Source organism: Actinoplanes octamycinicus (assembly GCF_014205225.1).
Lineage (GTDB): Bacteria > Actinomycetota > Actinomycetes > Mycobacteriales > Micromonosporaceae > Actinoplanes > Actinoplanes octamycinicus.
Genome location: NZ_JACHNB010000001.1, coordinates 3,520,157 through 3,542,613, shown reverse-complemented (window position 1 = coordinate 3,542,613; position 22,457 = coordinate 3,520,157). Strand labels below are relative to the sequence as shown.

Annotated in this window: 13 protein-coding genes; 9 read left to right on the top strand and 4 right to left on the bottom strand. The window is 73.8% G+C overall.

What is annotated here, in order from left to right; translation table 11 throughout:
• The first annotated feature begins 243 nt into the window (after positions 1-243).
• Together BJY16_RS15875 and BJY16_RS15870 are read left to right on the top strand one after the other, a co-directional pair.
• A complete protein-coding gene (locus BJY16_RS15875; protein ID WP_185040203.1) occupies positions 244-6,915 on the top strand; it encodes a WG repeat-containing protein in 6,672 nt (2,223 codons plus the stop codon).
• A gap of 21 nt (positions 6,916-6,936) precedes the next feature.
• Positions 6,937-7,935, top strand: a complete 999-nt coding sequence (locus BJY16_RS15870) for an aldo/keto reductase family protein (RefSeq protein WP_185040202.1) — start codon at positions 6,937-6,939, stop codon at positions 7,933-7,935.
• Positions 7,936-8,004: 69 nt separating this feature from the next.
• Here BJY16_RS15870 and BJY16_RS15865 read toward each other — a convergent pair whose 3' ends face one another.
• Together BJY16_RS15865 and BJY16_RS15860 are read right to left on the bottom strand one after the other, a co-directional pair.
• Positions 8,005-8,820: a site-2 protease family protein gene (locus tag BJY16_RS15865; protein ID WP_185040201.1), complete on the bottom strand. Its 816-nt coding sequence runs from the start codon at positions 8,818-8,820 to the stop codon at positions 8,005-8,007.
• Between the two features lies 1 nt (position 8,821).
• A complete protein-coding gene (locus BJY16_RS15860; protein WP_185040200.1) occupies positions 8,822-9,019 on the bottom strand; it encodes a hypothetical protein in 198 nt (65 codons plus the stop codon).
• 83 nt (positions 9,020-9,102) lie between these two features.
• Between BJY16_RS15860 and BJY16_RS15855 the strand changes: the two genes are divergently transcribed.
• Complete coding sequence (locus BJY16_RS15855; protein ID WP_260418284.1) at positions 9,103-11,160, top strand: bifunctional adenosylcobinamide kinase/adenosylcobinamide-phosphate guanylyltransferase; 2,058 nt, start codon at positions 9,103-9,105, stop codon at positions 11,158-11,160.
• Positions 11,157-11,891, top strand: a complete 735-nt coding sequence (locus tag BJY16_RS15850; RefSeq protein ID WP_185040199.1) for an adenosylcobinamide-GDP ribazoletransferase — start codon at positions 11,157-11,159, stop codon at positions 11,889-11,891. The genes BJY16_RS15855 and BJY16_RS15850 overlap by 4 nt, the downstream gene beginning before the upstream one ends.
• A gap of 1,089 nt (positions 11,892-12,980) precedes the next feature.
• On the opposite strand, the gene gcvT is transcribed toward BJY16_RS15850, so the two are convergent.
• Positions 12,981-14,072 (bottom strand): glycine cleavage system aminomethyltransferase GcvT, encoded by a 1,092-nt coding sequence (gene gcvT / locus BJY16_RS15845; RefSeq protein WP_185040198.1) that lies wholly within the window; start codon positions 14,070-14,072, stop codon positions 12,981-12,983.
• Positions 14,073-14,194: 122 nt separating this feature from the next.
• Here gcvT and BJY16_RS15840 point away from each other — a divergent pair, with 122 nt between their 5' ends.
• A complete protein-coding gene (locus BJY16_RS15840) occupies positions 14,195-15,727 on the top strand; it encodes a leucyl aminopeptidase (RefSeq protein WP_185040197.1) in 1,533 nt (510 codons plus the stop codon).
• A gap of 23 nt (positions 15,728-15,750) precedes the next feature.
• On the opposite strand, the gene BJY16_RS15835 is transcribed toward BJY16_RS15840, so the two are convergent.
• Positions 15,751-16,071, bottom strand: coding sequence for a hypothetical protein (locus BJY16_RS15835; protein ID WP_185040196.1), 321 nt, complete (start codon positions 16,069-16,071; stop codon positions 15,751-15,753).
• Positions 16,072-16,237: 166 nt separating this feature from the next.
• On the opposite strand from BJY16_RS15835, the gene lpdA reads away from it, so the two are divergent.
• The 4 genes from lpdA to BJY16_RS15815 all read left to right on the top strand — a co-directional run bounded on the left by lpdA (position 16,238) and on the right by BJY16_RS15815 (position 22,445).
• Positions 16,238-17,629, top strand: coding sequence for a dihydrolipoyl dehydrogenase (gene lpdA / locus BJY16_RS15830; protein ID WP_185040195.1), 1,392 nt, complete (start codon positions 16,238-16,240; stop codon positions 17,627-17,629).
• A gap of 98 nt (positions 17,630-17,727) precedes the next feature.
• The gene (sucB, locus tag BJY16_RS15825; protein ID WP_185040194.1) at positions 17,728-19,548 is read left to right on the top strand and encodes a 2-oxoglutarate dehydrogenase, E2 component, dihydrolipoamide succinyltransferase; all 1,821 of its coding nucleotides are present in this window, start codon (positions 17,728-17,730) and stop codon (positions 19,546-19,548) included.
• An 86-nt stretch (positions 19,549-19,634) separates the two neighbouring features.
• Entirely contained in the window at positions 19,635-20,534 is a 900-nt protein-coding gene (locus tag BJY16_RS15820; protein ID WP_185040193.1) for a TIGR01777 family oxidoreductase, read from the top strand.
• Between the two features lie 30 nt (positions 20,535-20,564).
• The gene (locus BJY16_RS15815; protein ID WP_185040192.1) at positions 20,565-22,445 is read left to right on the top strand and encodes a DUF6311 domain-containing protein; all 1,881 of its coding nucleotides are present in this window, start codon (positions 20,565-20,567) and stop codon (positions 22,443-22,445) included.
• Positions 22,446-22,457 lie beyond the last annotated feature (12 nt).

Sequence of the window (22,457 nt, the reverse complement as noted above, 5' to 3'; positions counted from 1 at the left end):
GTAGCGCCGGAAACCCGACCCGACCAGTGCACCGAAAGTAGCGACCCATCCCCTTAACGGACCAACCGTTGAGATCGTGAGCACGCTGGCGCCCTTCCCGGACACGCCGCTAATCTCCTTCCCACACACCCGCAGTGGAGCCGGGAGACTGTACCCGGGTTCCCCGGTCGGCCACGGCTCGTTTTTTCACACGTTGGAGTTCGCCGTGACGGAGCGTTGCCAATCGCCGGGCCTGGACGCCCGATGAACGGTTGGAGCTCCCGCCCGGGTGCGGAAGGCTGGGACGACGAACCGGCGTGGGTGTACGAGCTCACCTGGGAGTGGGAACCACTGCCCGGGCAGCGCTATCCGGGCGACCAGGGCCGCCGCAAGGCCGTGCACACCCCGGTCTACGAGGCGTCCCGCGGGTCGTCCGCGCCGGTCAGCTCGGCTCCGGCGGGCCCGCAAGGCGGTCCGCAGCAACAGGGCGGCGGCGCGGCGCAGGGTCGCGGCCGGGTTCCGGCTGAGGATCCGCAGAGGTACGTGGTCAGCCCGCCCCGTGACGCCCGCGACGATCCATCGTGGAACCGGCCGATGCCCTACGGCGGCGCGCCGGACCAGCGTCGTGGGCCGGCCCCGGTCTACGGGCGGGGCGCGTCCTCGGCGCCGGTGACGCCCGGTCACGGGCGTGCGCCCGGGTCGTCTGCGCCGGTCTCCCCCGGCCGTCCGTCGTCGGCGCCGGTCTCACCCAGCCGGTCGGCGGGCGCTGCCCGGGTCCCGCAGCAGCCGGAGGGCCCCCGCCGTGGCGGTCCCGGCGCGCCGCAGCGTGGGCCGGAGAACTGGGGTGGGCAGTCGTTCGGGCGCGGCGACGCGCCCGGGTACGGCTCGCGGCCGGTCTCGCCGGCGCCGCGTGGCGGGTTCGGTCCCGGTCAGCAGGGTGGCGCGGTGCCGCCGGCGCGGGGCGGGCAGGTCCCGCCCGGGTCGCGCGGGCCGGTGCCGCCGGGTGGTCCGGAGGGGCGGCACCCGGGGCAGCAGCAACAGCAGCGGTTCGGCGGGGCGCCCGGGTTCGGTCCCGGGCCGCAGGGTCGTCCCGGTCCCGAGCAGGGTCGTCCCGGTCCCGAGCAGCACGGCCGTCCTGGCCTTGACCAGCAGGGCCGCTCCGGCTTCGACCAGCACGGCCGGCCGACGCACGACCAGCACGGTCGTTCTGTGCACGACCAGCACGGCCGCCCGACGCACGACCAGCACGGCCGGCCCGGGACGGAGCAGCAGCACGGTGGGCGGCCGGAGCAGGCCGGGTCCCGGCCCGGTGCCGACCCGCGCCAGGGTGGGCCGCGGCCGATGTCGCCTGCCGGGCCGACCTACGGCAGCGCCCGCCCGGTTCCGCCGGAGGCGTTCCCGGCGCGGTCCGGGCGTACCCCGGACTCGCCGTTCGATCTGCGCCCGGTCCCGCCGGAGCGGAACGCCCCGGCTCCGGCGCGCCCGGCGGCGCAGCCGACCCGGATGACGCCGCAGCAGCCGGTCATGCCGCCGGCCGCGGTCTACCCGGCGGTGCCCGGACAGGCTCCTGCGCACCCCGGCCAGCCGCCGGCCACGCACGGCCGGCCCGGTCCGGCTCCGGTCGTGCCCGGCCAGGCCGCGGCCGCACCGGTCTCCGGCGTGGCCGCGCCCGGTGGCTACCGCCGCGACGACGACTGGGCGGCCCACCGGCCGGTCTCCGGAATCGTCGCGCCGGGTGCTCAGCCGCCGATGGCGGAGGAGCAGGACCTCCGGGCAGCGGGGCACGCGCACGACTACGAGGAGCGCACCCGGCCCCTCGACCCGCGGCGTGCCGGGCAGCCGGCACGGCCCGAACCGGCCCGCCCGGCCGACCCGGTCGAGCGCCACGACGAGCCGACCCGGCCGTTCGACCCCCGGCGGGTCGACCTCGACGCGTCCGGCCGGCACCAGCAGGGTCACCCGGTGGATGTCGACCGCACTCAGGCGATCGACGTCAGCGGAGTCGACCTGAGCGCCTACCGGGCGCAGCAGCAGAGCGGCGCGCCGTATCCGCCGGAGGAGCGCACCCAGCCGATCGACCCGCGCGCGGCCGGCCCGGTCGCGCCGGTCACCGGCCAGCCGGGCGGCGAGCCGACGGCCGCCACGGACCCGGGTGCGCCGATCGCCGAGACCGCTGCGCCGGTCACTGATCCGCCGTTCGGCGCGGTCACGGCACCGATTACCGGTACGCCGCTCGACCCGCCCGCGGCTCCGGTCACCGGTGCTCCATTCGACGCGGTCGCGGCTCCGGTCACCGGTGTTCCATTCGACGCGACCGGAGTGCCGGCCGCCGCGACGCCGCTCGACGCCGCCGGTGCGCAGGTCACCGGGGTGCCTGCGGAACCCGCGGCCGAGGAGCCGCGTGGGCTCGGCTGGCTGCTGTCGATGAGCGGGCTCGGTGCGGAGACGCCGGTGCCCGACACCTCTCCGCTCGCGGATCCGGCGGTGGTGGCGGAGGCCGAGGAGAAGCCGGCCGGCTGGTTCGCGCCGGGCCTCGACGACGCGACCACGGACGCCACCTCCGAGGACGCACCGGACACCACCTCCAGCCCCGCCGCGGACGGTGTCTCCGGCAGCACCGCGGATGGGCTCTCGACCGACGCCGCGGATGATGTCTCCGGCGAGGCCGCGAACATCGTCCAGGCTGGCGCTTCGGACGCCACCTCTGTTGACGACGCCACTTCGGCTGACACCGCCGACGCCACCCTCGGTGACGCCGCCGACGCCGACCTGAGCGAAATCTCCGAGGTCACCCTGAGCGACGCCACGGGCGCCGTTCCGGACGAGACCACCGACGTCACCTTCGGCGAGATCGCCGTGGGCGATACCGCTGACGCCACCCTCGGCGAGACCCCAGAAGGCGCCCTGGGCGACGCCCCGGACGCCGCTTCGGGTGAGGCTGCGGACAGGGACCGGGGTGACGCTCCGGAGTTCGCCACCGTGGTGGACGTCGAGGTGGTCGAGGCTGCGACGCCGGCAGGTAGCGAGTCCGCCGAGGGCATCATCGTCGAAGCGCATGCGGTGCACGACGGTCCTGGTCACGAGGTGGTGGCCGATGAGTTCGCGGTCGAGGCCGAAGTCTCTGTGGAACCGGTTCAGGACGAGCCGGTCCACCGGGAGACGCCGGTCGGCATGTACCCGTGGGATGTCCAGCCGGAGATCGCCGGGCAGGATGCGGTCGTGGCGCCGCACAGCCACGCTCGTCCGGACGACGATCTCCCGGCCGGTGACGACCGGGACTTCGCCGCCTACGGAAGCCCGGCCACCCTGGCCGGGGCGGGTCGGCACGAGCGGACCACGGAAGACATCCCGGGCCGCCACGAAGCGACTGATTTCGATCAGCCGCTCGGCGGGCACCACGCCGCTGCCGACCCGACCGACGACACCCTGAACCCGATCTCCGCCGCCCCGATCTCGGCCCTCCCGACGTCGTCCTTCCCGGTCTCCGCAGCTCCGGTATCCGCCGCGCCGACCTCGGCCATCCCGGTCCCGGCCGCGCCCACCTCGGCCATCCCGGTCTCGGCCGCGCCCACCTGGTCGGTTTCCGCCACGGTCGCGCCCACCTCAGGAGTCCCGGTCCCGGCCGCCCCAGCGTCGGCCGTCCCGGACTCGACCGCCCCCACCTCGGCCGCCCCGGACTCGACCGCGCCGACCTCAGCGATTCCCGCCTCGGCGGTACCGACGTCGGCGATCCCTGTCTCGGCCGCGCCGACCTCGGCGATCCCGGACTCGACCGCAACCACCTCATCGGGCTCTGCCGCGGCCGCGCCGACCTCGGCGATCCCGGTCTCGGGTGCTCCGATCCCGGTCAACCCGGCTCCTGCGGCCCCGGACCCGGTGAAGCCGGGCTTCGAAGACGAGTCCGCGGCGGACCCGAGCTTCGAGGACGTGCTGGCGGCCGGCGAGTTCGTGGGGCGTCGGGAGCCGGAAGCGATCGCGGATGCTGCCCCGGAGGCGGAGACGGCGTCCGGCGTGGGTGAAGCCGCTGTTGTGGAGCAGCGGGTTCCCGGCGCCGGGGAGCTGACGCCTGGGGTCGAGGAGCTGGTACCCGCGGTCGAGGAGCAGGTCGCCCTCGTTGCGGAGCCTTCGGCGGTCGAGGTGACTCCGGTCAACGGCACGGAAGCGGCTGACGACAACGCTGCGGAGCGGCCCGGGGTCGGCTTCGCGAGTCAGTTGCTCGGCGTCTTGGCGGGGCAGCGGACGGCCGGGCCGCGCGTTCCGGAGTGGCCGCCCACCAACCCCGGCGCGACAGATCGCGACTCGGCCACGACCGCCTGGAACGCGCCGGACGCCGCTTCCAGCGCGGTGACCGCCACCGCGCAAGCCGACCACACCTCGGGAGCCGCCCACACCACGGAAGCCGCCCACGACGCGGAGGCGACGCACGAGGCTGAGGCGACGCACGAGGCTCAGGCGACTCACGAGGCTGAGGCGACTCACGAGGCTCAGGAGGCGGAGGCGACGCAGGAGGCGCAGGCGGGCCACGACGCGCAGACGGGTCATCAGGCGCAGAACGGCCACGACGCGCACGGTGCGGGTTTCGGCGGGGACGTGGAACTCGCCATGGCCGCGGGGTTCGCGGCGCTGAGCAGCGACACCGCAGAGGCAGCCGAGGCCGTTGAGGGTGAAAGCTCCGCCGAGGCGATCGCAGCGCTGAGCGAATCGGCTGGTGCAGACCACGTCGCGGATGCGGAACTCGCCATGGCCGCGGGGTTCGCGGCACCGAGCAACCAGGTCGCGGAGTCCGCGCGGGCTGACCAGACCGTCGTCGAGGACAGCGCCGCGGCCCGCCACGACCAGGTCACCGTGGAGGCCAACGCGGCCGGCACGCATGAGCAGACCGTTGTGGCAGCCGGAGCCGGCGAGATCGACGCCGACGCCGACGAGCAGACCGTCGCAGGAAGTGGCGGTGGCGCGGCGGGGACGGCTTGGGACGGCGGCCTCTCGGCCGGTGCGGCGAGTGCCGGTGCGGAACCGGCGGCCGGGGACGCCCACGATGCGCCCGGACCTGGGTCTGCCGCCGCGCACCACCACAGCGGGACCGAACCGGTATCCGCACTCGCCGACAACACCATGACCGATGCGGCCGCCGTCCCGGTCATCGTGGACGGCGCACCGGCGCACGGAACGGACAGCGAGTCCGCGCCGGCCGCGGTGACCGCCGAGCCGGCTGAGGCGACCACGGAGACGGCCGCACGGGCGGCTGAGATCGCCGTGACGGCTCCGGTGGGACCGGAGGCGACCACGGAGACCCCGGCGGCTTCACCGGCGGCTGAGACGGCCACGGGTAACGCCGAAGCTTCAGTGGACGACCGCGAATCCGACGCGGACGCTCGTACCGAAGAATCGGCGGACGACCGGGGGCAGGCGGCGGTCCCGCGTACCGAAGAATCGGCAGACGACCGGGAGCAGGCGGCGGTCCCGCGTACCGAAGAATCGGCAGACGACCGGGAGCGGGCGGCGGTCCCGCGTACCGAAGAATCAGCGGACGACCGGGAGCGGGCGGCGGTCCCGCGTACCGGGGAATCGGGAAGCGGTCCGGAGCGGGCGGCGGACCCGGAGCCGATCCGGCAGCGTCGCGACCAGCGGGCGCCGGCCGACCGGCGGCGTGCCGATCCGGAGCAGATCCTCGCGTCGTATCCGTGGATGTTCGACCCGGCGACGCTGCGCGAGCGGGTCGACGAGCCGGACCGGCTGTGGGACGTGGCGGACCGGCTGACCGACCGGCTGGAGTTCGCCGAGCGGGACAACGTGCGGGCCGGGCTGCTCAGCCTGCGGGCCGTGGTGTCGCGGGTGCTCGGGGAACTGGACGACGCGCTCGCCGACGGGCGGGCGGCGCTGCGGCACGCGGAGGCGACCGGCGAGGCGCGGACCGTGTCGATCGCGCAGGCGCGGCTGGCGCACGTGCTGCAGTGGCGGGGTGAGTTCGCCGAGGCGGACCGGCTCTACGCGCAGGCCGACTCGGCGGAGCTGCCGGCCCGGCTGCGGGCCGAGATCCGCGAGCTGGCCGGGCGGTCGGCGTTCGAGCAGGGGCGGTTCCTGGAGGCGGTGAACCACTTCGAGCGGGCCCTGGACCTGTGCCAGGGCGGCGACCCGGAGCTGGTGGAGCGGGTCGAGCTGGCCCTCGACGTGATGGCGCGGCGGTCCGGGGACGGCTGGGGTCCGTATCCGCGCAGCCGGGACCAGGTGCTCGGCCTGCCGCCGGCGCCGGTCCCGTTGCGCGACGACGGCACCACCCTGTGGGGCTACGCCGCGGCGGTCGAGCCCCGGTACGCCGAGGCCCAGCCGTTCGCCGAGGGCGTCGCCTGGGTGCGCCGCCCGGACTCGGCGGCCTGGGAGCTGATCGACCCGTCCGGGCAGGTGCTGATCGGCGCCGACTCCGGTTACCTGGCGGCCGGCCGGTTCGCCGAGGGGCTGGCCTGGGTGACCCGGGACGCCGAGGGCGGCTGGTTCGCGATCGACCGGGGCAACCGGCTGATCGTGCCCGGCGGCTTCGAGGACGTCCGGCCGTTCCGGCGCGGCCTGGCGCTGGTCAAGCGGGGTGGCTGGGGCGCCGTCGACCGGCACGGGCGGCTCGCGGTGCAGCCGAAGTACCGGCGGTTCGCCACGGCGCTGAGCTCCGGCGGGCCGATCGACGGGTTCGGCGACGAGGGGCTCGCGGTGGTCGACGCGGGCACCGGCCTGGGGGTCGTGGACCGGGCCGGGCAACCGGTGGTCCCGCCGGTGCACAAGGCCGTGGTGATCCACCCGTCGGCGTTCCTGATCGCCGACGAGGCGGGCCGCTGGGGTGCGCTGGACCGGCAGGGCCGGCCGCTGGTGGAGACCCGGTACGTGGAGCGCGCCGACGCGGTCGAGGAGGTCGTCCGGCTGCTCCCGGACGCGCGGCCGGTTCTCTAGTTCTTCGATAGGGTTCGAGATATGGAGTTCCGTCATCTCGGCCGTTCCGGCCTGCTGGTCAGTGAGATCGCCTACGGCAACTGGATCACCCATGGGTCCCAGGTGGAGGAGGAGGCCGCGCTCGCCTGTGTGCGCGCGGCCCTCGAGTCCGGGATCACCACGTTCGACACCGCCGACGTCTACGCCGGGACCCGGGCCGAGGAGGTGCTGGGCCGGGCGCTCAAGGACGAGCGGCGCGACGGCCTGGAGATCCTCACCAAGGTCTACTGGCGGACCGGGCCGGGCGCGAACGACAGCGGCCTGTCCCGCAAGCACATCATGACCTCGATCGACGGCTCGCTGCGCCGGCTCGGCACCGACTACGTGGACGTCTACCAGGCGCACCGGTACGACCACCACACCCCGCTCGAGGAGACCATGGAGGCGTTCGCCGACGTGGTGCACCGGGGCAAGGCGCACTACATCGGCGTGTCCGAGTGGAGCGCCGCCGAGATCCGCGCCGCCAAACCGCTCGCCGACGAGCTGAAGATCCGCCTGGTGTCGAACCAGCCGCAGTACTCGCTGCTGTGGCGGGTGATCGAGGCGGAGGTGGTGCCGGCCTCGCAGGAGCTGGGTCTGGGCCAGATCGTCTGGTCGCCGCTGGCGCAGGGCGTGCTGACCGGAAAGTATCAGGCGGGGCAGCAGCCGCCGGCCGGCTCGCGGGCCACCGACGAGAAGTCCGGCGCCGGGTTCATCGCCCGCTGGCTGGAGGACGACGTGCTGAACGCGGTCGCCCGGCTCAAACCGCTCGCCGACGAGGCCGGGCTGACCATGGGGCAGCTGGCGATCGCCTGGGTGCTGAGCAACCCGAACGTGTCCGCGGCGATCATCGGCGCGTCCCGGCCGGAGCAGGTCCGGGACAACGTCAAGGCGTCCGGGGTGAAGCTCGACGACGGGCTGCTCAAGGCGATCGACGAGGTGGTCGAGCCGGTCGTCACCCGGGACCCGGCGCTCACGACCAGCCCCGAGAAGCGGCCGTAGGACGCGCCCGTCCAGGGCGCGTCCTACCCGAGCGAGCGAGGCCGGCCGGCTCAGCACCGGGTCCGCCGGCTAGCTCCAGAAACGCATCAGGTCCAGGCCCTTGCCGATCAGGGTCGGGTCCACGTCGAGCAGGTCGCAGCCCCAGAGGACCACGTCGTAGAAGTACCGGCTGAGGCTGGTCTGCCAGAGCGCCACGAACAGCAGCAGGAAGCCGAACGGGGCGAACATGTCCCAGGCCCGCCGGTACTCCGCGCTGAGCCACGGCCGCAGGATGCTGCCGCCGTCCAGCCCGGGGATCGGCAGGAAGTTCAGCACGCTCGCGGTGACCTGGAGGAAGGCCAGCGCGGCGAGCGCCGCCCAGAACTCCGGGTGATCCGTCATGATGAACGTCCGGGCGCCGGTGTCGACCACGTCCGGACCCAGGCCGAGCAGGAACGGCGCGGCCGCCACCACCGCCAGCACGACGTTGGTGAGCGGCCCCGCCGCACTGATCAGCGAGTCCTTGATCTTGCTGTTGATGTACCGGTGGTCCACCCAGACCGCGCCGCCGGGCAGGCCGATGCCGCCGAGGATCACCACGACGATCGGCAGCACGATGGAGAGCAGCGGGTGCGTGTACTTCAACGGGTTGAGCCGCAGGTAGCCGCGATCGGCCACGGTCAGGTCGCCGGAGAAGTATGCGGCGATCGCGTGCGAGTACTCGTGCAGGCAGAGCGAGATCAGCCAGCCCGAGATGATGAACAGGAACACGTCGAAACCGACATTGCCGAACTGCTGCCAGGTCAGGACGCCGCTCACCGCGAAGACCGCGACGATGCCGACGAAGACCGGGCTCGGGACGAACGCGTTCCGTGGCGTGCGTGTGTAGACCGGTTCGTAGGTCACGTCACTCCGCCGGTTGCAGGCTCATCTGATAGTCGACCCGGTCGTCCTCGACCAGCGTGACCGTGCTGACGCCGCCGGACTGCAGCGCCCGCCACTCCTGCCCGATCCAGGACTCGGCGTCGGCCTGGCTGCTGAACGTCTCGGCAGGCCCGTCGACCGTCTTGCCGTCGACGTCCTCGTACCGCCAACTCCACGGCATTGAGCCGCCCCCTCATGTCGTACCGTCGGTGGCCTTCCACCCTACGGCGTGCACGGGTGCGACCCGGCTCTAAGGTACGGGGCATGTCCGAAGATCGGTGGAACACGGTCCTGGTGCTCGGCGGTATCCGCTCCGGTAAATCCGCGTTCGCCGAATCGCTGGTGGCCGACGCGCCGGCGGTGCGCTACGTCGCCACCGCGGTCGGCGGCGAGGACGACCCGGAGTGGCTGGCCCGGATCGAGGAGCATCAGCGACGCCGGCCGCAGTCCTGGTCGACCGAGGAGACCGGCGCCGACCCGGCCCGGCTCACCGAGCTGCTGACCGAGGCGAAACCCGGCGACACGCTGCTCGTCGACGACCTGGGCGGCTGGGTGGCCGCGGTGCTCGACCCGGCCCGGCAGCCCAACGACGACGAGGCCGACGTGGCCGCGCTGGCCGCCGCGGTGCGTGACTGCACCGCGCGGGTGGTGCTGGTCAGCCCGGAGGTCGGGCTCTCGCTGGTGCCGGTGACGCCGGTCGGGCGGGCGTTCGCGGACGCGCTGGGCACCACCAACCAGGCGCTCGCCGAGGCGTGCGACGGGGTGGTGCTGGTGGTCGCCGGGCAGCCGAGCTGGCTGAAGCGGACAGCCGCCCCGGCCTTCGAGGCGCCGAAACCCAAGCCGCCGGTGACCGCCACCCCGGCGCCGCCCCCGCCGCCCCCGGCGCCGGCGCCGGTCATGGTGGCGCCTACCGGCTTCGTCGAGGCTCCCACCGAGGCCAGCGTGGTCGCCGCGGAGATCCCCGCGGCCAGCGACGCGTTCGCCGGCGCCACGATGAGCCTGCCGCTGGTCGCCTCCGGCCTCACCAAGATCGAGCCGGGCATGGACCTGCCGCTGCCCAGCAGCGACGCCGGCCCGGACGCCCGGGAGCGGCTCGGCCTGATCGACCTGCCCGGCGCCGGGCTCGGCATGGTCGGCGAGGCGATCGAGTTCGCCGCCGCCACCCAGGACACCACCAGCCCGCAGCCGTGGTCCTCGGTCCGGGTCGTGGTGATCTCCGGCCGGCACGGCGGCGGGGCCGCGGCCGGCGCCGACCCGGACGACGTGGAACGCCGGGTCGCCGAGACCGAGCTCGGCACCGGCCTGCTCGGCCGGCTGGCCGGCCAGGCCGGCGCGGACCTCGCGGTGCTGCGGGTGCAGCCCTCCGGCGCGATGGAGGACGGCCCGGTGACCGCCGACCACGCGGTCGACGCGGCGCTGCGGCAGGGCTGGCAGCTGGCCGACGAGGCGGCCGACGCCGGCCGGGACGCGCTGCTGCTGGCCGGGGTCGGGGTCGGCGTGGAGGCGGTGGCCACCGCGGTGCTCGCCGCGACCACCGGCGCCGAGCCGGCCGCCACGCTGCCCCGGGTGCTGCTGCCCGGCGGCCGGTTCGACGACCACGCCTGGATGGTGCGCTGCGCCGCGATCCGGGACGCCCTGCACCGGATCCGGCAGGAACCGCGCGGCGCCACCGACATCCTCCGCGAGCTGGGCGGGCTGGACCTGGCGGTGGCCACCGGCCTGCTGCTCGGCGCGGCCGCCCGGCGCCTGCCGGTGCTGCTGGACGGCCCGCTCGGGATCGCCGCCGGGCTGGTCGCCCGGGACGTGGCCGCGCAGACCCGGCACTGGTGCCTGCTGCCCGAGGCGGGCACGCTGGCGCTGGTCAAGCAGGGCGCCGACGTGCTCGGCCTGACCCCGGTGCTGGAGCTCGGCCTGGACCTCGGCGAGGGGGCGAACGCGCTGGCCGTGCTCCCGATGCTGCGCACGGCGATCGGGCTGGCCGCGGCCCTGCCGGTGCACCCGGCCATGCTGGCCGGCCACGACGACACCGGCCTCGACGACCCGGACGCCAACCTCACCGAGGCGGACGAGGCCGGGGACGAGACCACGATCACCGACGGGCCGGCGGCCGGCGACAGCACTGACCGCCCCGCGGTCACTGAGGGCCCCACGGTCGCTGACGGCCCGGTGGGCACTGACGGCCCAGCGGCCGGTGACGGCCCGGCGGCCGGTGACGGCCCGGCGGCCGGTGACGGCCCGGCGGCCGGTGACGGCCCGGCGGCCGGTGACGGCTTCGGGAACCCGGCCACCGGCGTCGAGGGCGGCGCGGCCGGGCGCTCGTGATCGACGGGCTGCGGCTGGCGGTCACCACGCTGACCGTGTTGCCGGTCCGTGGTGGCCGGGTGGACCGGGCTGCCGCGGCCGTCGCGATGGGTCTCGCGCCGCTGATCGGCGCGCTGCTCGGGCTGGCGCTCGCGGCCCTGCACGAGGGGCTGCGGGCGCTCGGCGCGCCCGCTCTGGTGGCCGCCGGGGTCACCGTGGCCGCGGGCGCGCTGCTGACCCGCGGCCTGCACCTGGACGGGCTCGCCGACACGGTGGACGCGCTCGGCTCCTACCGCTCCGGCCCCGCCGCCCTAGAAATCATGAAAAAGCCGGACATCGGCCCGTTCGGCGTAGTGGCCCTCGCCGCAGCCGTACTCGTCCAGGCGGCCGCACTCACCGCGGTCACCTGGTGGGCGCTGGTGATCGCCTGGACCACCGGCCGGCTGGCGATCACCGTGGCGTGCCGCCGCGGCGTCCCCCCGGCCCGCCCGGACGGCCTCGGGGCGATGGTCGCCGGCACCGTCCCGCTCCCGGCCACCCTGCTCGCCGCCGCGCTCGTCGCCGCCGCCGCGATCCCGGCCGTCCCGGACCGTCCCTGGCAGGGGCCGGTCGCGGTGGCCGTCGCGGTCGCCGCGGTGCTGATCCTGCTCCGGCACTGCGTCCGCCGCCTCGGCGGCATCACCGGCGACGTGCTGGGCGCATGCGTCGAGACCGCCGTCACGATCGCGCTGATCACGCTCTCGGTGCGCTGACCCACGAGAGGTGGGCGGTCCGGATCGCGGTCAGGGCTTTCCGGTACGCGGTGAGCCCTCTGCCCGTCCCCCAGCTCACCACCGGCACCCAGGCCGCCCGCAGCTCATCACGCGCACACGCCGCCTGCCCGCAACTCACCACGGGCACTCCCGCCGCCCGCCACCTCACCACCGGCACGGACGCCGCCTGCAGCACACCACGCGCACACGCCGCCCGCCCGGAGCTCACCACGGGCACTCCCGCCCCCCGCCACGCAGCTCACCACCGGCACGCACGCCGCCCTCCCCCAGCTCCACCGGCACGCACGCCGCCCGCCCCGCAGCTCACCACGCGCGCACACGACGCCCGCCCGCAACTCACCACGGGCACTCCCGCCGCCTGTCCCCAGCTCACCACCGGCACGCACACCGTCCGCAGCTCACCACGCGCACACGACGCCCGCCCGCAACTCACCACGGGCACTCCCGCCGCCTGTCCCCAGCTCACCACCGGCACGCACACCGTCCGCAGCTCACCACGCGCACACGACGCCCGCCCGCAACTCACCACGGGCACTCCCGCCGCCTGTCCCCAGCTCACCACCGGCACGCACACCGTCCGCAGCTCACCACGCGCACACGACGCCCGCCCGCAACTCACCACGGGCACTCCCGCCGTCTGTCCCCAGCTCACCACCGGCACGCACACCGTCCGCAGCTCACCACGCGCACACGACGCCCGCCCGCAACTCACCACGGGCACTCCCGCCGTCTGTCCCCTGCTCACACCGGCACGCACACTGTCCGGCCGTCGGAACCGCGCGGGGCGTTGTCCACACTCCCGAGTTGTCCACAGGGCCACAGCCGGATCTTGGGCCTCTCGGCCACACTGATCGATGGGTCGGCCCCCTGGGTGGGCGGGGTCTGATGACGTAGGGGGAGATCAGGGCAGGGGCTTCGGACGTACCGGGAATGGGTTGGCCGGGGGCAACGGCGGCCGAGGGGCGCCCAGCGGGCGGTGAGCGGGCTGGACGCCGCGGGGCCAGCGGGCAGTGAGCGGGCTGGACGCCGCGGGGCCAGCGCCCAGTGAGCGGCCTGGGCCCCCCGGGGTCAGCGGACCGACGGCTGCACGAACGGGGGCTTCACCAGCCGGGCCTCGATGCGGCGGCCGCGGATGTCGATCTCGACGAGGGTGTCGTCCGGGAGGGCCGGGGCGGTGTCGATCAGGGCCAGGGCGATGCCCACCTTCTTCGTCGGGGAGAAGGTGCCGCTGGTGGTCTCGCCGATCGGGGTGTCGCCGGCGAAGACGGTCATGTGGCCGCGCGGGATGCCGCGGCCGGTCAGTTCCAGGCCGCGGAGCTGGCGGCGGGGGCCGGCGGCTTTCTCGGCGAGCAGGGCGTCGCGGCCCCAGAAGGCCGGCTTGGACCAGCCGACCGCCCAGCCGGAGCGGGCCTGGACCGGGCTGATCTCCAGGGTGAGCTCCTGGCCGTGCAGCGGGTAGCCCATCTCGGTGCGCAGCGTGTCGCGGGCGCCGAGGCCGCACGGGCGGACCCCGGCGCCGGTCAGCGCGTCCCACACGGTGGTCGCCGACTCCCACGGGATGACCAGCTCGTAACCGTGCTCGCCGGTGTAGCCGGTGCGGCAGACGACCAGCCGGGTGTCGCCGAGGGTGGCCTCGGCGAACGACATGTAGTCGTGGCCGGTGGGCAGGCCGAGCCGGTCCAGGACGGCGGCCGACTCCGGGCCCTGCACGGCCAGGATCGCGTGGTCGCGGTGCTGGCCGGTGACCGTGACGCCGTCCGGCGCGGCGGCGGCGAGGCGGCGGACCACCTCGGCGGTGTTCGCCGCGTTCGGGATCAGGAAGACGTCGTCCGGGCCGTAGAGGTAGGCGATCAGGTCGTCCACCACGCCGCCGGACTCGTCGCAGCAGAGCGTGTACTGCGCCTTGCCGGGCGCGATCCGGTCCAGGTCGTTGGTCAGGCAGGAGTTGACGAAGGCGGCCGCGCCGGGGCCGGTCACCCGGGCCTTGCCCAGGTGCGACACGTCGAACACGCCGGCCGCCTCGCGGACCGCGGCGTGCTCTTTCAGCACGCCGCCGCCGGCGTACTCCAGCGGCATCTCCCAGCCCCCGAACGGGGCCAGCTTGGCGCCCAGCCCGACGTGGCGTTCGTGCAGCGGAGAGCGCAAGTGGTCGGCAGACATGAGACTCAACTTACCGGTGACCTTGGCGCTGGTTAGAGTCGCGGGGAACACCAAGTGTTTCCCACCAGCCGGGAGCACCGCCCACCGGCGGATCCCGGCCCCGATCGTCGCGGAGTGCCCGAGTGACCCAGCCCACCCTCAGCCTGGTCGACACCGACCCGGCCGAATTGGCGGTCGATGCCATCGTCATCGGCCTGCACAGCCAGCCCGACCAGGACGGCGCCCTGCTTCCGGCGTCCGGCGCGGAGAGCATCGCCGCCGCGTTCGACGGCAAGCTGACCTCGACGCTGGCGCTGCTCGGCGCGACCGGCGCCCCGGGCGAGGTGACCAAGCTGGCCACCCTCGGCACGGTCGCCGCACCGCTGGTGGTCGCGGTGGGCCTGGGTGACGAGCCGGCCGGCTCCGCGCCCGACCTGGAGACGCTGCGCCGGGGCACCGGCGCCGCGGTCCGCGCGCTGGCCGGCAGCGCCACCGTGGCGCTGGCCCTGCCGGTGCCGGACGACGCGGACGCCCCAGCGGTGCTGCGCGCCACGCTGGAGGGCGCGCTGCTCGGCGGCTACCGGTTCGCCGGCTACAAGACCAAGCCGCAGAAGGGCCGCCGGGAGCCGGTGACCGCGCTGCGGGTGCACGTGCCGGATGCCGCCGACCCGGCCGCGCAGTCCGAGGTGACTCGCGCCGAGGTGGTCGGCCGCGCGGTCCGGCAGGCCCGCGACTGGGTCAACATGCCGCCCAACGAGCTGCGCCCGGCGACCTTCGCCGACCTGGTCGCGGCGGCCGCCGAGCAGGCCGGGCTGGCCGTCGAGGTGCTCGACTTCGAGCAGCTCAAGGCCGGGGGGTACGGCGGCATCGTGGCGGTCGGGCAGGGGTCCGAGGCGCCGCCGCGGCTGGTCAAGCTGAGCTACACCCCGGACGGGGTGGCCGAGCCGAAGCGGGTCGCACTGGTCGGCAAGGGCATCACCTTCGACACCGGCGGCGTCAGCATCAAGCCGGCGGCCGGCATGTGGGAGATGAAGTCGGACATGGCCGGGGCGGCCGCGGTCGGCGCGACCATGCTGGCGATCGCCGCGCTCAAGCCAGGGGTGGCGGTCTCCGGGTACCTGGCGATCGCCGAGAACATGCCGTCCGGGTCGGCGTACCGGCCGGGCGACGTGATCACCATGTTCAACGGCAAGCGGGTCGAGGTGTTCAACACCGACGCCGAGGGCCGCATGGTGCTCGGCGACGCGATGGCCCGGGCCTGCGCGGACGGCGCCGACTACCTGTTCGAGACGTCCACCCTGACCGGCGGCCAGGTGATCTCGCTGGGCAAGCGGATCTCCGGCCTGATGGGCTCGGAGGAGGCGACCGCGCTGGTCAAGTCGGCCGGTGACACGGTCGGCGAGCCGGCCTGGCCGATGCCGCTGCCGGACGACGTGCGCAAGGGCATGGAGTCGGAGATCGCCGACATCTGCCAGACCAACGCCAACCTGGACCGGGCCGGGCACATGCTGCAGGGCGGCGTGTTCCTGCGCGAGTTCGTGGCGCCGGGCGTGGAGTGGGCGCACATCGACGTGGCCGGCCCGGCCTACCACTCCGGGGAGGCCACCGGTTACTGGACCAAGGGCGGGACCGGCGTGCCGATCCGCACCCTGCTGCAGGTCGTCGACTCGCTCTGAGCCGATCCGCCGTCCGGCCTGGCTCAGGCCGGGCGGCGTTTCCGCCGCTCGTTGAAGTCGCGCATCCGCTGCGGGTAACCGAGCAGCCGGACGTCGTAGATGGGCAGCGAGAGCTTGTGCGCGAACCGGCGGGCGACCTCGGGCGACTCGATCCGCCGCCGGGTCCACTCGCCGTCGTGTGCGACAAGCAACACCGTGGTCTCGGTCACCGTGGTCCGCGGCTCGATGAATGCCTCGACACCGGTCCGGCTGCGCACGAACTGGGTAAGGTGGTCGAGATCGGCCTGGTCAACCGGTCGTCCTCCGGCACCGACCGATCTCGGGCGCCGTCGAAACCAAGCCACTTCCGCTCCCCCTCGTCTCAGGTCCCGCAAGGGTACGACGAGCCGACGTGTCTTGGGGCACCTGCCCGCATAGAGCGGGTCCAGAAGTGACAAGATGTCCGAGACGGGACTGTGACCGTTTCCATTGTGTGACCCACATGGCGACGACTCGACTACTGGAGTCAACGTGAGCCAGCCGAACGGCGGAACCTTCGACATCGTCATTCTCGGCGCAGGCAGCGGCGGGTACGCGGCCGCGCTTCGCGCCGCCGAGCTGAACCTCTCCGTAGCGCTGATCGACAAGGCCGAGGTCGGAGGCACCTGCCTGCACCGGGGCTGCATCCCGACCAAGGCGCTCCTGCACGCGGCGGAGATCGCCGACCAGACGCGGGAGAGCGAGCAGTTCGGCGTGAAGGCCGATCTGGTCGGGATCGACATGGCCGGGGTGAACTCTTACAAGGACGGCGTCGTCGGCCGTCTCTACAAGGGCCTGCAGGGCCTGCTGGGCCACAACAAGAACATCACCCTGGTCCAGGGCGCCGGCAAGCTGGTCGGCAAGGACACCGTCGAGGTCGACGGGCAGCGCTACACCGGGCGGAACGTCATCCTCGCCACCGGTTCCTACTCGCGCACCCTGCCCGGCCTGGACATCGACGGCCAGAAGGTGATCGCCAGCGAGCACGCGCTGAAGCTGGACCGGGTGCCGAGCTCGGCGATCGTGCTGGGCGGCGGCGTGATCGGCGTCGAGTTCGCCAGCGTGTGGAAGTCGTTCGGCGCCGACGTGACCATCATCGAGGCCCTCCCCCGGCTGGTCGCCGCGGAGGACGAGGAGATCTCGAAGACCGTCGAGCGCGCGTTCCGCAAGCGGAAGATCAACTTCAAGGTCGGCAAGCCGTTCGAGAAGGTCGAGAAGACCGCGGACGGCGTCAAGGTGACCATCGCCGGCGGCGAGACCCTGGAGGCCGAGGTGCTGCTGGTCGCGGTCGGCCGCGGCCCGTCGACGGCCGGCCTGGGCTACGAGGAGCAGGGCATCACCCTGGACCGCGGCTTCGTGATCACCAACGAGCGCCTGCACACCGGCGTCGGCAACATCTACGCGGTCGGCGACATCGTGCCCGGCCTGCAGCTCGCGCACCGCGGCTTCCAGCAGGGCATCTTCGTGGCCGAGGAGATCGCCGGGAAGAACCCGGCGGTGATCGACGAGGCCGGCATCCCGCGGGTCACCTACTCCGACCCGGAGGTCGCGTCGGTCGGGCTCACCGAGGCCAAGGCCAAGGAGAAGTACGGCGCCGACAAGGTCACGTCGTACAACTACAACCTGGGCGGCAACGGCAAGAGCCAGATCCTCAAGACGGCCGGCTTCGTCAAGCTGGTCCGGGTCGAGGACGGCCCGGTGGTCGGCGTCCACATGGTCGGCGCCCGGATGGGCGAGCTGGTCGGTGAGGCGCAGCTGATCTACAACTGGGAGGCCTTCCCGGAGGAGGTCGCCCAGCTGGTGCACGCCCACCCGACGCAGAACGAGGCGCTGGGCGAGGCTTTCCTCGCGCTCGCGGGCAAGCCCCTGCACGCGCACAGCTGAATCAGATCGCTTCGATGAGGCTTATTCACGATAAGCGTCGTGGGTACGTCTCGACCGTCGTGAACAAGCCTCATTGGCGTTAAGGAGTTTGGGGAAAGATGCCGACATCGGTAACCATGCCGCGGCTGGGTGAGAGCGTCACCGAGGGCACCGTCACGCGCTGGCTCAAGCAGGAGGGCGAGCGCGTCGAGATCGACGAGCCGCTGCTCGAGGTCTCCACCGACAAGGTCGACACGGAGATCCCGTCGCCCGCCGCGGGTGTGCTCTCCCGCATCGTGGTCGGCGAGGACGAGACCGCGGAGGTCGGCAGCGAGCTGGCCGTCATCGCGGGCGAGGGTGAGGACGCCGGTTCGTCCGCCCCCGCGCCGGCCCAGGAGCAGGAGCAGGCCCAGGAGGAGCCGGAGCCGCCGGCCCCGACCACCCCGTCGACCGAGAAGCCGGTCGAGGAGGAGGCCCCCGCGCCGCAGACGGCGAGCGGCTCCGCCGAGGGCACCGAGGTGACGATGCCGGCGCTCGGCGAGAGCGTCACCGAGGGCACCGTCACCCGCTGGCTCAAGGCGGTCGGCGACACCGTCGAGGTGGACGAGCCGCTGCTCGAGGTCTCCACCGACAAGGTCGACACCGAGATCCCGTCGCCGGTGGCCGGCACGCTGCTGGAGATCCGGGTCCCGGAGGACGAGACCGCCGAGGTCGGTGGCGTGCTCGCGATCGTCGGCTCGGCGTCGTCCGCGCCGGCGGCCGAGTCGAAGCCGGCGCCCGCGCCGCAGGTGGAGTCGAAGCCGGCCCCGCAGGTCGAGTCGAAGCCGGCGCCCGCGCCGCAGCAGGCCCAGCCGAAGGCGGAGTCCGCGCCGGTCGGCGAGTCCTACGCGACCCCGGCCCCGGCCGCGGAGACCAAGCAGCCGGCCCCGTCCGCTCCCGCGCAGCCGGCCGCGCCGGCCGCCGAGACGGTCAAGGCGAACGGCGCCGGCGACGCCGGCTACGTCACCCCGCTGGTCCGCAAGCTGGCCGCGGAGAAGGGCGTGGACCTCGCCTCGCTGACCGGGACCGGCGTCGGAGGCCGGATCCGCAAGCAGGACGTGCTCGACGCCGCCGAGAAGGCGGCCGCGGCCAAGGCCCAGGCCGCCGCGCCGGCGCCCGCCGCCGCTGCCCCGGCCGCCGCCGAGGCCCCGGCCAAGGCGAAGGCCGAGCCGAGCCCGCTGCGCGGCCGCACCGAGAAGCTGACCCGGATCCGGGCCACCATCGCGCGCCGCATGGTCGAGTCGCTGCAGATCTCGGCGCAGCTCACCACGGTCGTCGAGGTGGACGTCACCAAGATCGCGACGCTGCGGAACAAGGCGAAGGCCGACTTCCAGGCCAAGCACGGCGTGAAGCTGACCTTCCTGCCGTTCTTCGCGCTGGCCACGGTCGAGGCGCTGCAGCAGCACCCGGTGGTCAACTCGTCGATCGACGTCGAGGCCGGCACGGTCACCTACCACGGCGCCGAGCACCTGGGCATCGCGGTGGACGCGCCGAAGGGCCTGGTCGTCCCGGTGATCAAGGACGCCGGCGACCTCAACCTGGCCGGGCTGGCCAAGCGGATCGCGGACCTCGCGGACCGCACCCGCAACAACAAGATCGGGCCGGACGAGATCGGCGGCGGCACCTTCACGCTGACCAACACCGGCAGCCGGGGCGCCCTCTTCGACACCCCGATCATCAACCAGCCGCAGGTCGGCATCCTCGGCCTGGGCGCGGTGGTCAAGCGCCCGGTGATCGTCAACGACCCGAACCTCGGCGAGATCATCGCGCCGCGGTCGATGGTCTACCTGGCGCTCAGCTACGACCACCGGATCGTGGACGGCGCGGACGCCGCCCGCTTCCTGGGCACGCTGAAGGAGCGCCTGGAGGCCGGGCACTTCGAGGCCGACCTCGGGCTCTGACACCGGTAAGACATTGCTGGGGTGCGCCACTGTGGCGTACCCCAGTTCTGTTTTGATCTGAATCTCTTTCGGGAAAGGGTGGGACCATGCGGATCGTCATGGCCGGTGCGTCCGGCTTTCTCGGCACCCGGCTCGCCGATCGGCTGCGGCAGAGCGGCCACGACGTGCACCGGCTGGTCCGGCAGCCGGCCACCTGGGACCCGGGGCAGGGCCGGCTCGACCCGGACGCGCTGGCCGGCGCGGACGCGGTGGTCAACCTGGCCGGGGCGAACATCGGGGCGCAGCGCTGGACCGCCAACTACAAGCGGGTGCTGCGGTCCAGCCGGGTGAACACCACCGACACGATCGCCCGGACCATCGCCAGACTGCCGGCCGCCGACCGCCCGCGCACGCTGCTGCAGGCCTCCGCGGTGGGGTGGTACGGCGACACCGGCGACCAGGAGGTCACCGAGGAGGCGCCGGCCGGCAGCACCTTCCTGGCCGACCTGTGCCGGGTCTGGGAGGCCGCCGCCCGGCCCGCCGAGGACGCCGGCACCCGGGTCGTGCTGCTGCGCACCGCGCCGGTGCTGGACCGGACCGGCGCGCCGCTGAAACCGCTGCTGCCGCTCTTCAAGCTGGGCGGCGGGGCGCGGCTGGGCAGCGGGCGGCAGTGGATGGCCTGGATCGCGCTGGGCGACTGGCTGGGCGCGACCGAGTTCCTGCTGGACCGCGAGGACCTGGCCGGGCCGGTCAACCTGGTCTCCGCCGAGCAGTGCACCAACGCCGCGTTCACCCGGACGCTGGCCGCCGCGGTGCACCGCCCGGCGCTGCTCTCGGTGCCCGGTCCGGTGCTCGATCTGGCGCTCGGCGAGCTCGGCGGCGAGTTGCGGCACAGTCAGCGGGCGGTGCCCGGAGTGCTGCGCGACGCCGGATTCTCCTGGGCATACCCGGACATCGCGTCCGCTCTGCAGGCGGCTTTGCGACCGGAACCCGCGATCGGCCGCTGAACTACAGCTCTCGCTGCTAACCTGCGGCTGATGTCCGTAGCCGCCCCCGCCCCAGCAGCGTCCGCCGATCCCCCTTCCGAGCCCGTCACCACGTCCGGCCGCCGGCCGCGCGCCTGGCGGGCTCATCTGACCGTGGCTCTGATCGCGCTCGCCCTGGCGGGCTACGTGACCCACGGCCTATGGGCGGACCCGTACCGTCACGTGCTCTCCGACAACGTCGGCGACCAGGCCTTCTTCGAGTGGCTGATGGGGTACGGGTACTACACCGTCACGCACGGCGCGGACCCGTTCTTCACCGACCTGCTGAACACGCCGCTCGGCGTGAACCTGGCCGCGAACACCTCGATCACGGTCTACACGGTGCTGCTGACGCCGCTGACCCACCTGGCCGGCCCGCAGGTCAGCTTCGTGACCGTGCTGACCCTGAACCTGGCCGGCTCCGCCTTCGCGTGGTACCTGTTCCTGCGCCGCTGGCTGGTCGGCAACGCCGGGGCGGCGGCGGTGGCCGGGCTGTTCTGCGGGTTCGCCCCGGGCTTCATCTCGCACGCCAACGGCCACCTGAACTGGACCGCCGGCTGGGTCGCCCCGGTGGTCATCTGGCAGGTGCTCAAGCTGCGCGAGGAGGGTCGCTGGCTGCGCAACGGGATCAAGCTGGGGCTGTTGCTCGCGATCGGCTTCTCGATCGCCGCCGAGGGGCTGTTCTACACCGCCCTGGCCAGCGGCATCTTCCTGCTGATCTGGTCCTGCGCGAAAGCGGTGCGGCACGAGGCGCGGGCCGCGCTGGGCACCGTGCTGCGGGCGCTCGGGGTGACCGCGGTGGTGGCCGGGACGCTGCTCGGCTACCCGCTCTACATGCACTTCGCCGGGCCGCAGACGTTCTCCGGGACCGGGTTCAACCAGAAGTACTTCGCCGAGGACCTCGGGGCGTACCTGTCCTACCCGAACCGGTCGCTGGCCGGGATGATCGGGCTGCACAAGGACCTCGCGCCGAACCGGACCGAGGAGACGTCGTTCTTCGGCGTACCGATGGTGGTCCTGATGGTCCTCGCCTTCATGCTGCTGCGGAACCGGGTCGCGCCGGGGCGGCGGGCCACGCTGCGCGCCGTCGGCCTGGTCGGGCTGATCTTCGCGGTGCTCTCCTGGGGTCCGCGGCTGTTCATCAACAAGCATCAGTACAGCTTCCCGCTGCCCTACGCCGCCCTCCAGCACCTGCCGCTGTTCGACTCGGCGCTGCCGGTCCGGTTCTCGCTGGTCGTGGTCGGGGTGTTCGGCATCCTGCTGGCGCTGCTGCTGGACGAGCTGATCAGCCGGCGGATCCCGCTCGGCGCGCAGCACGGCGCGCTCTGCGCCGCCGTGGTGGTCAGCCTGCTGCCGCTGTTCCCGCTGCCGGTCCGGGTCCAGCACCGCTCGCCGGAGCCGGCGTTCATCGCCAACGGCACCTGGAAGCGGTACGTGCCGGAGGGCGGGACGCTCTCCGCGCTGCCGTTCGCGCTGAACGTGACCGCGGACGGGCAGCGCTGGCAGGCGTACACGATGGCCCGCGGCGGCCGGCAGTTCCGGATCCCGGGCGGTTACTTCCTCGGCCCGCAGGCCGAGGGCGAGGCCGGCCGGAAACTGGAGGGCCAGATCGGCGCTCCGCAGCGGGCCACCGACTGGATGTTCCTGCGCGCCGCCTGGTGGGGTTACGTCGTCCAGGCGACCAACGCGGACCGGGCGCAGGCCCGGGCCGACTTCGCCTACTGGGGCCTGGACGCGGTCTTCCTGCCCGCCGAGATCACCGGCTCCGACCACCAGACCCTGTTCCGGGACGCGTTGCTGACCACCGCCACCGATCTGCTCGGCCCGCCGGAGCGGGTGGACGACGTGCTGGTGTGGCGCATTCGTCGCGGGGTGGACCCGGTCGACCGCTGAGTACCGGTGAGT

Excerpts from the sequence above, each read along its gene's own strand:
- BJY16_RS15875 (WP_185040203.1), top strand. The coding sequence starts at position 244 with ATGAACGGTTGGAGCTCCCGCCCGGGTGCGGAAGGCTGGGACGACGAA.
- BJY16_RS15870 (WP_185040202.1), top strand. The coding sequence starts at position 6,937 with ATGGAGTTCCGTCATCTCGGCCGTTCCGGCCTGCTGGTCAGTGAGATC.
- BJY16_RS15860 (WP_185040200.1), bottom strand. The coding sequence starts at position 9,019 with ATGCCGTGGAGTTGGCGGTACGAGGACGTCGACGGCAAGACGGTCGAC.
- BJY16_RS15855 (WP_260418284.1), top strand. The coding sequence starts at position 9,103 with ATGTCCGAAGATCGGTGGAACACGGTCCTGGTGCTCGGCGGTATCCGC.
- gcvT (WP_185040198.1), bottom strand. The coding sequence starts at position 14,072 with ATGTCTGCCGACCACTTGCGCTCTCCGCTGCACGAACGCCACGTCGGG.
- sucB (WP_185040194.1), top strand. The coding sequence starts at position 17,728 with ATGCCGACATCGGTAACCATGCCGCGGCTGGGTGAGAGCGTCACCGAG.
- BJY16_RS15820 (WP_185040193.1), top strand. The coding sequence starts at position 19,635 with ATGCGGATCGTCATGGCCGGTGCGTCCGGCTTTCTCGGCACCCGGCTC.
- BJY16_RS15815 (WP_185040192.1), top strand. The coding sequence starts at position 20,565 with ATGTCCGTAGCCGCCCCCGCCCCAGCAGCGTCCGCCGATCCCCCTTCC.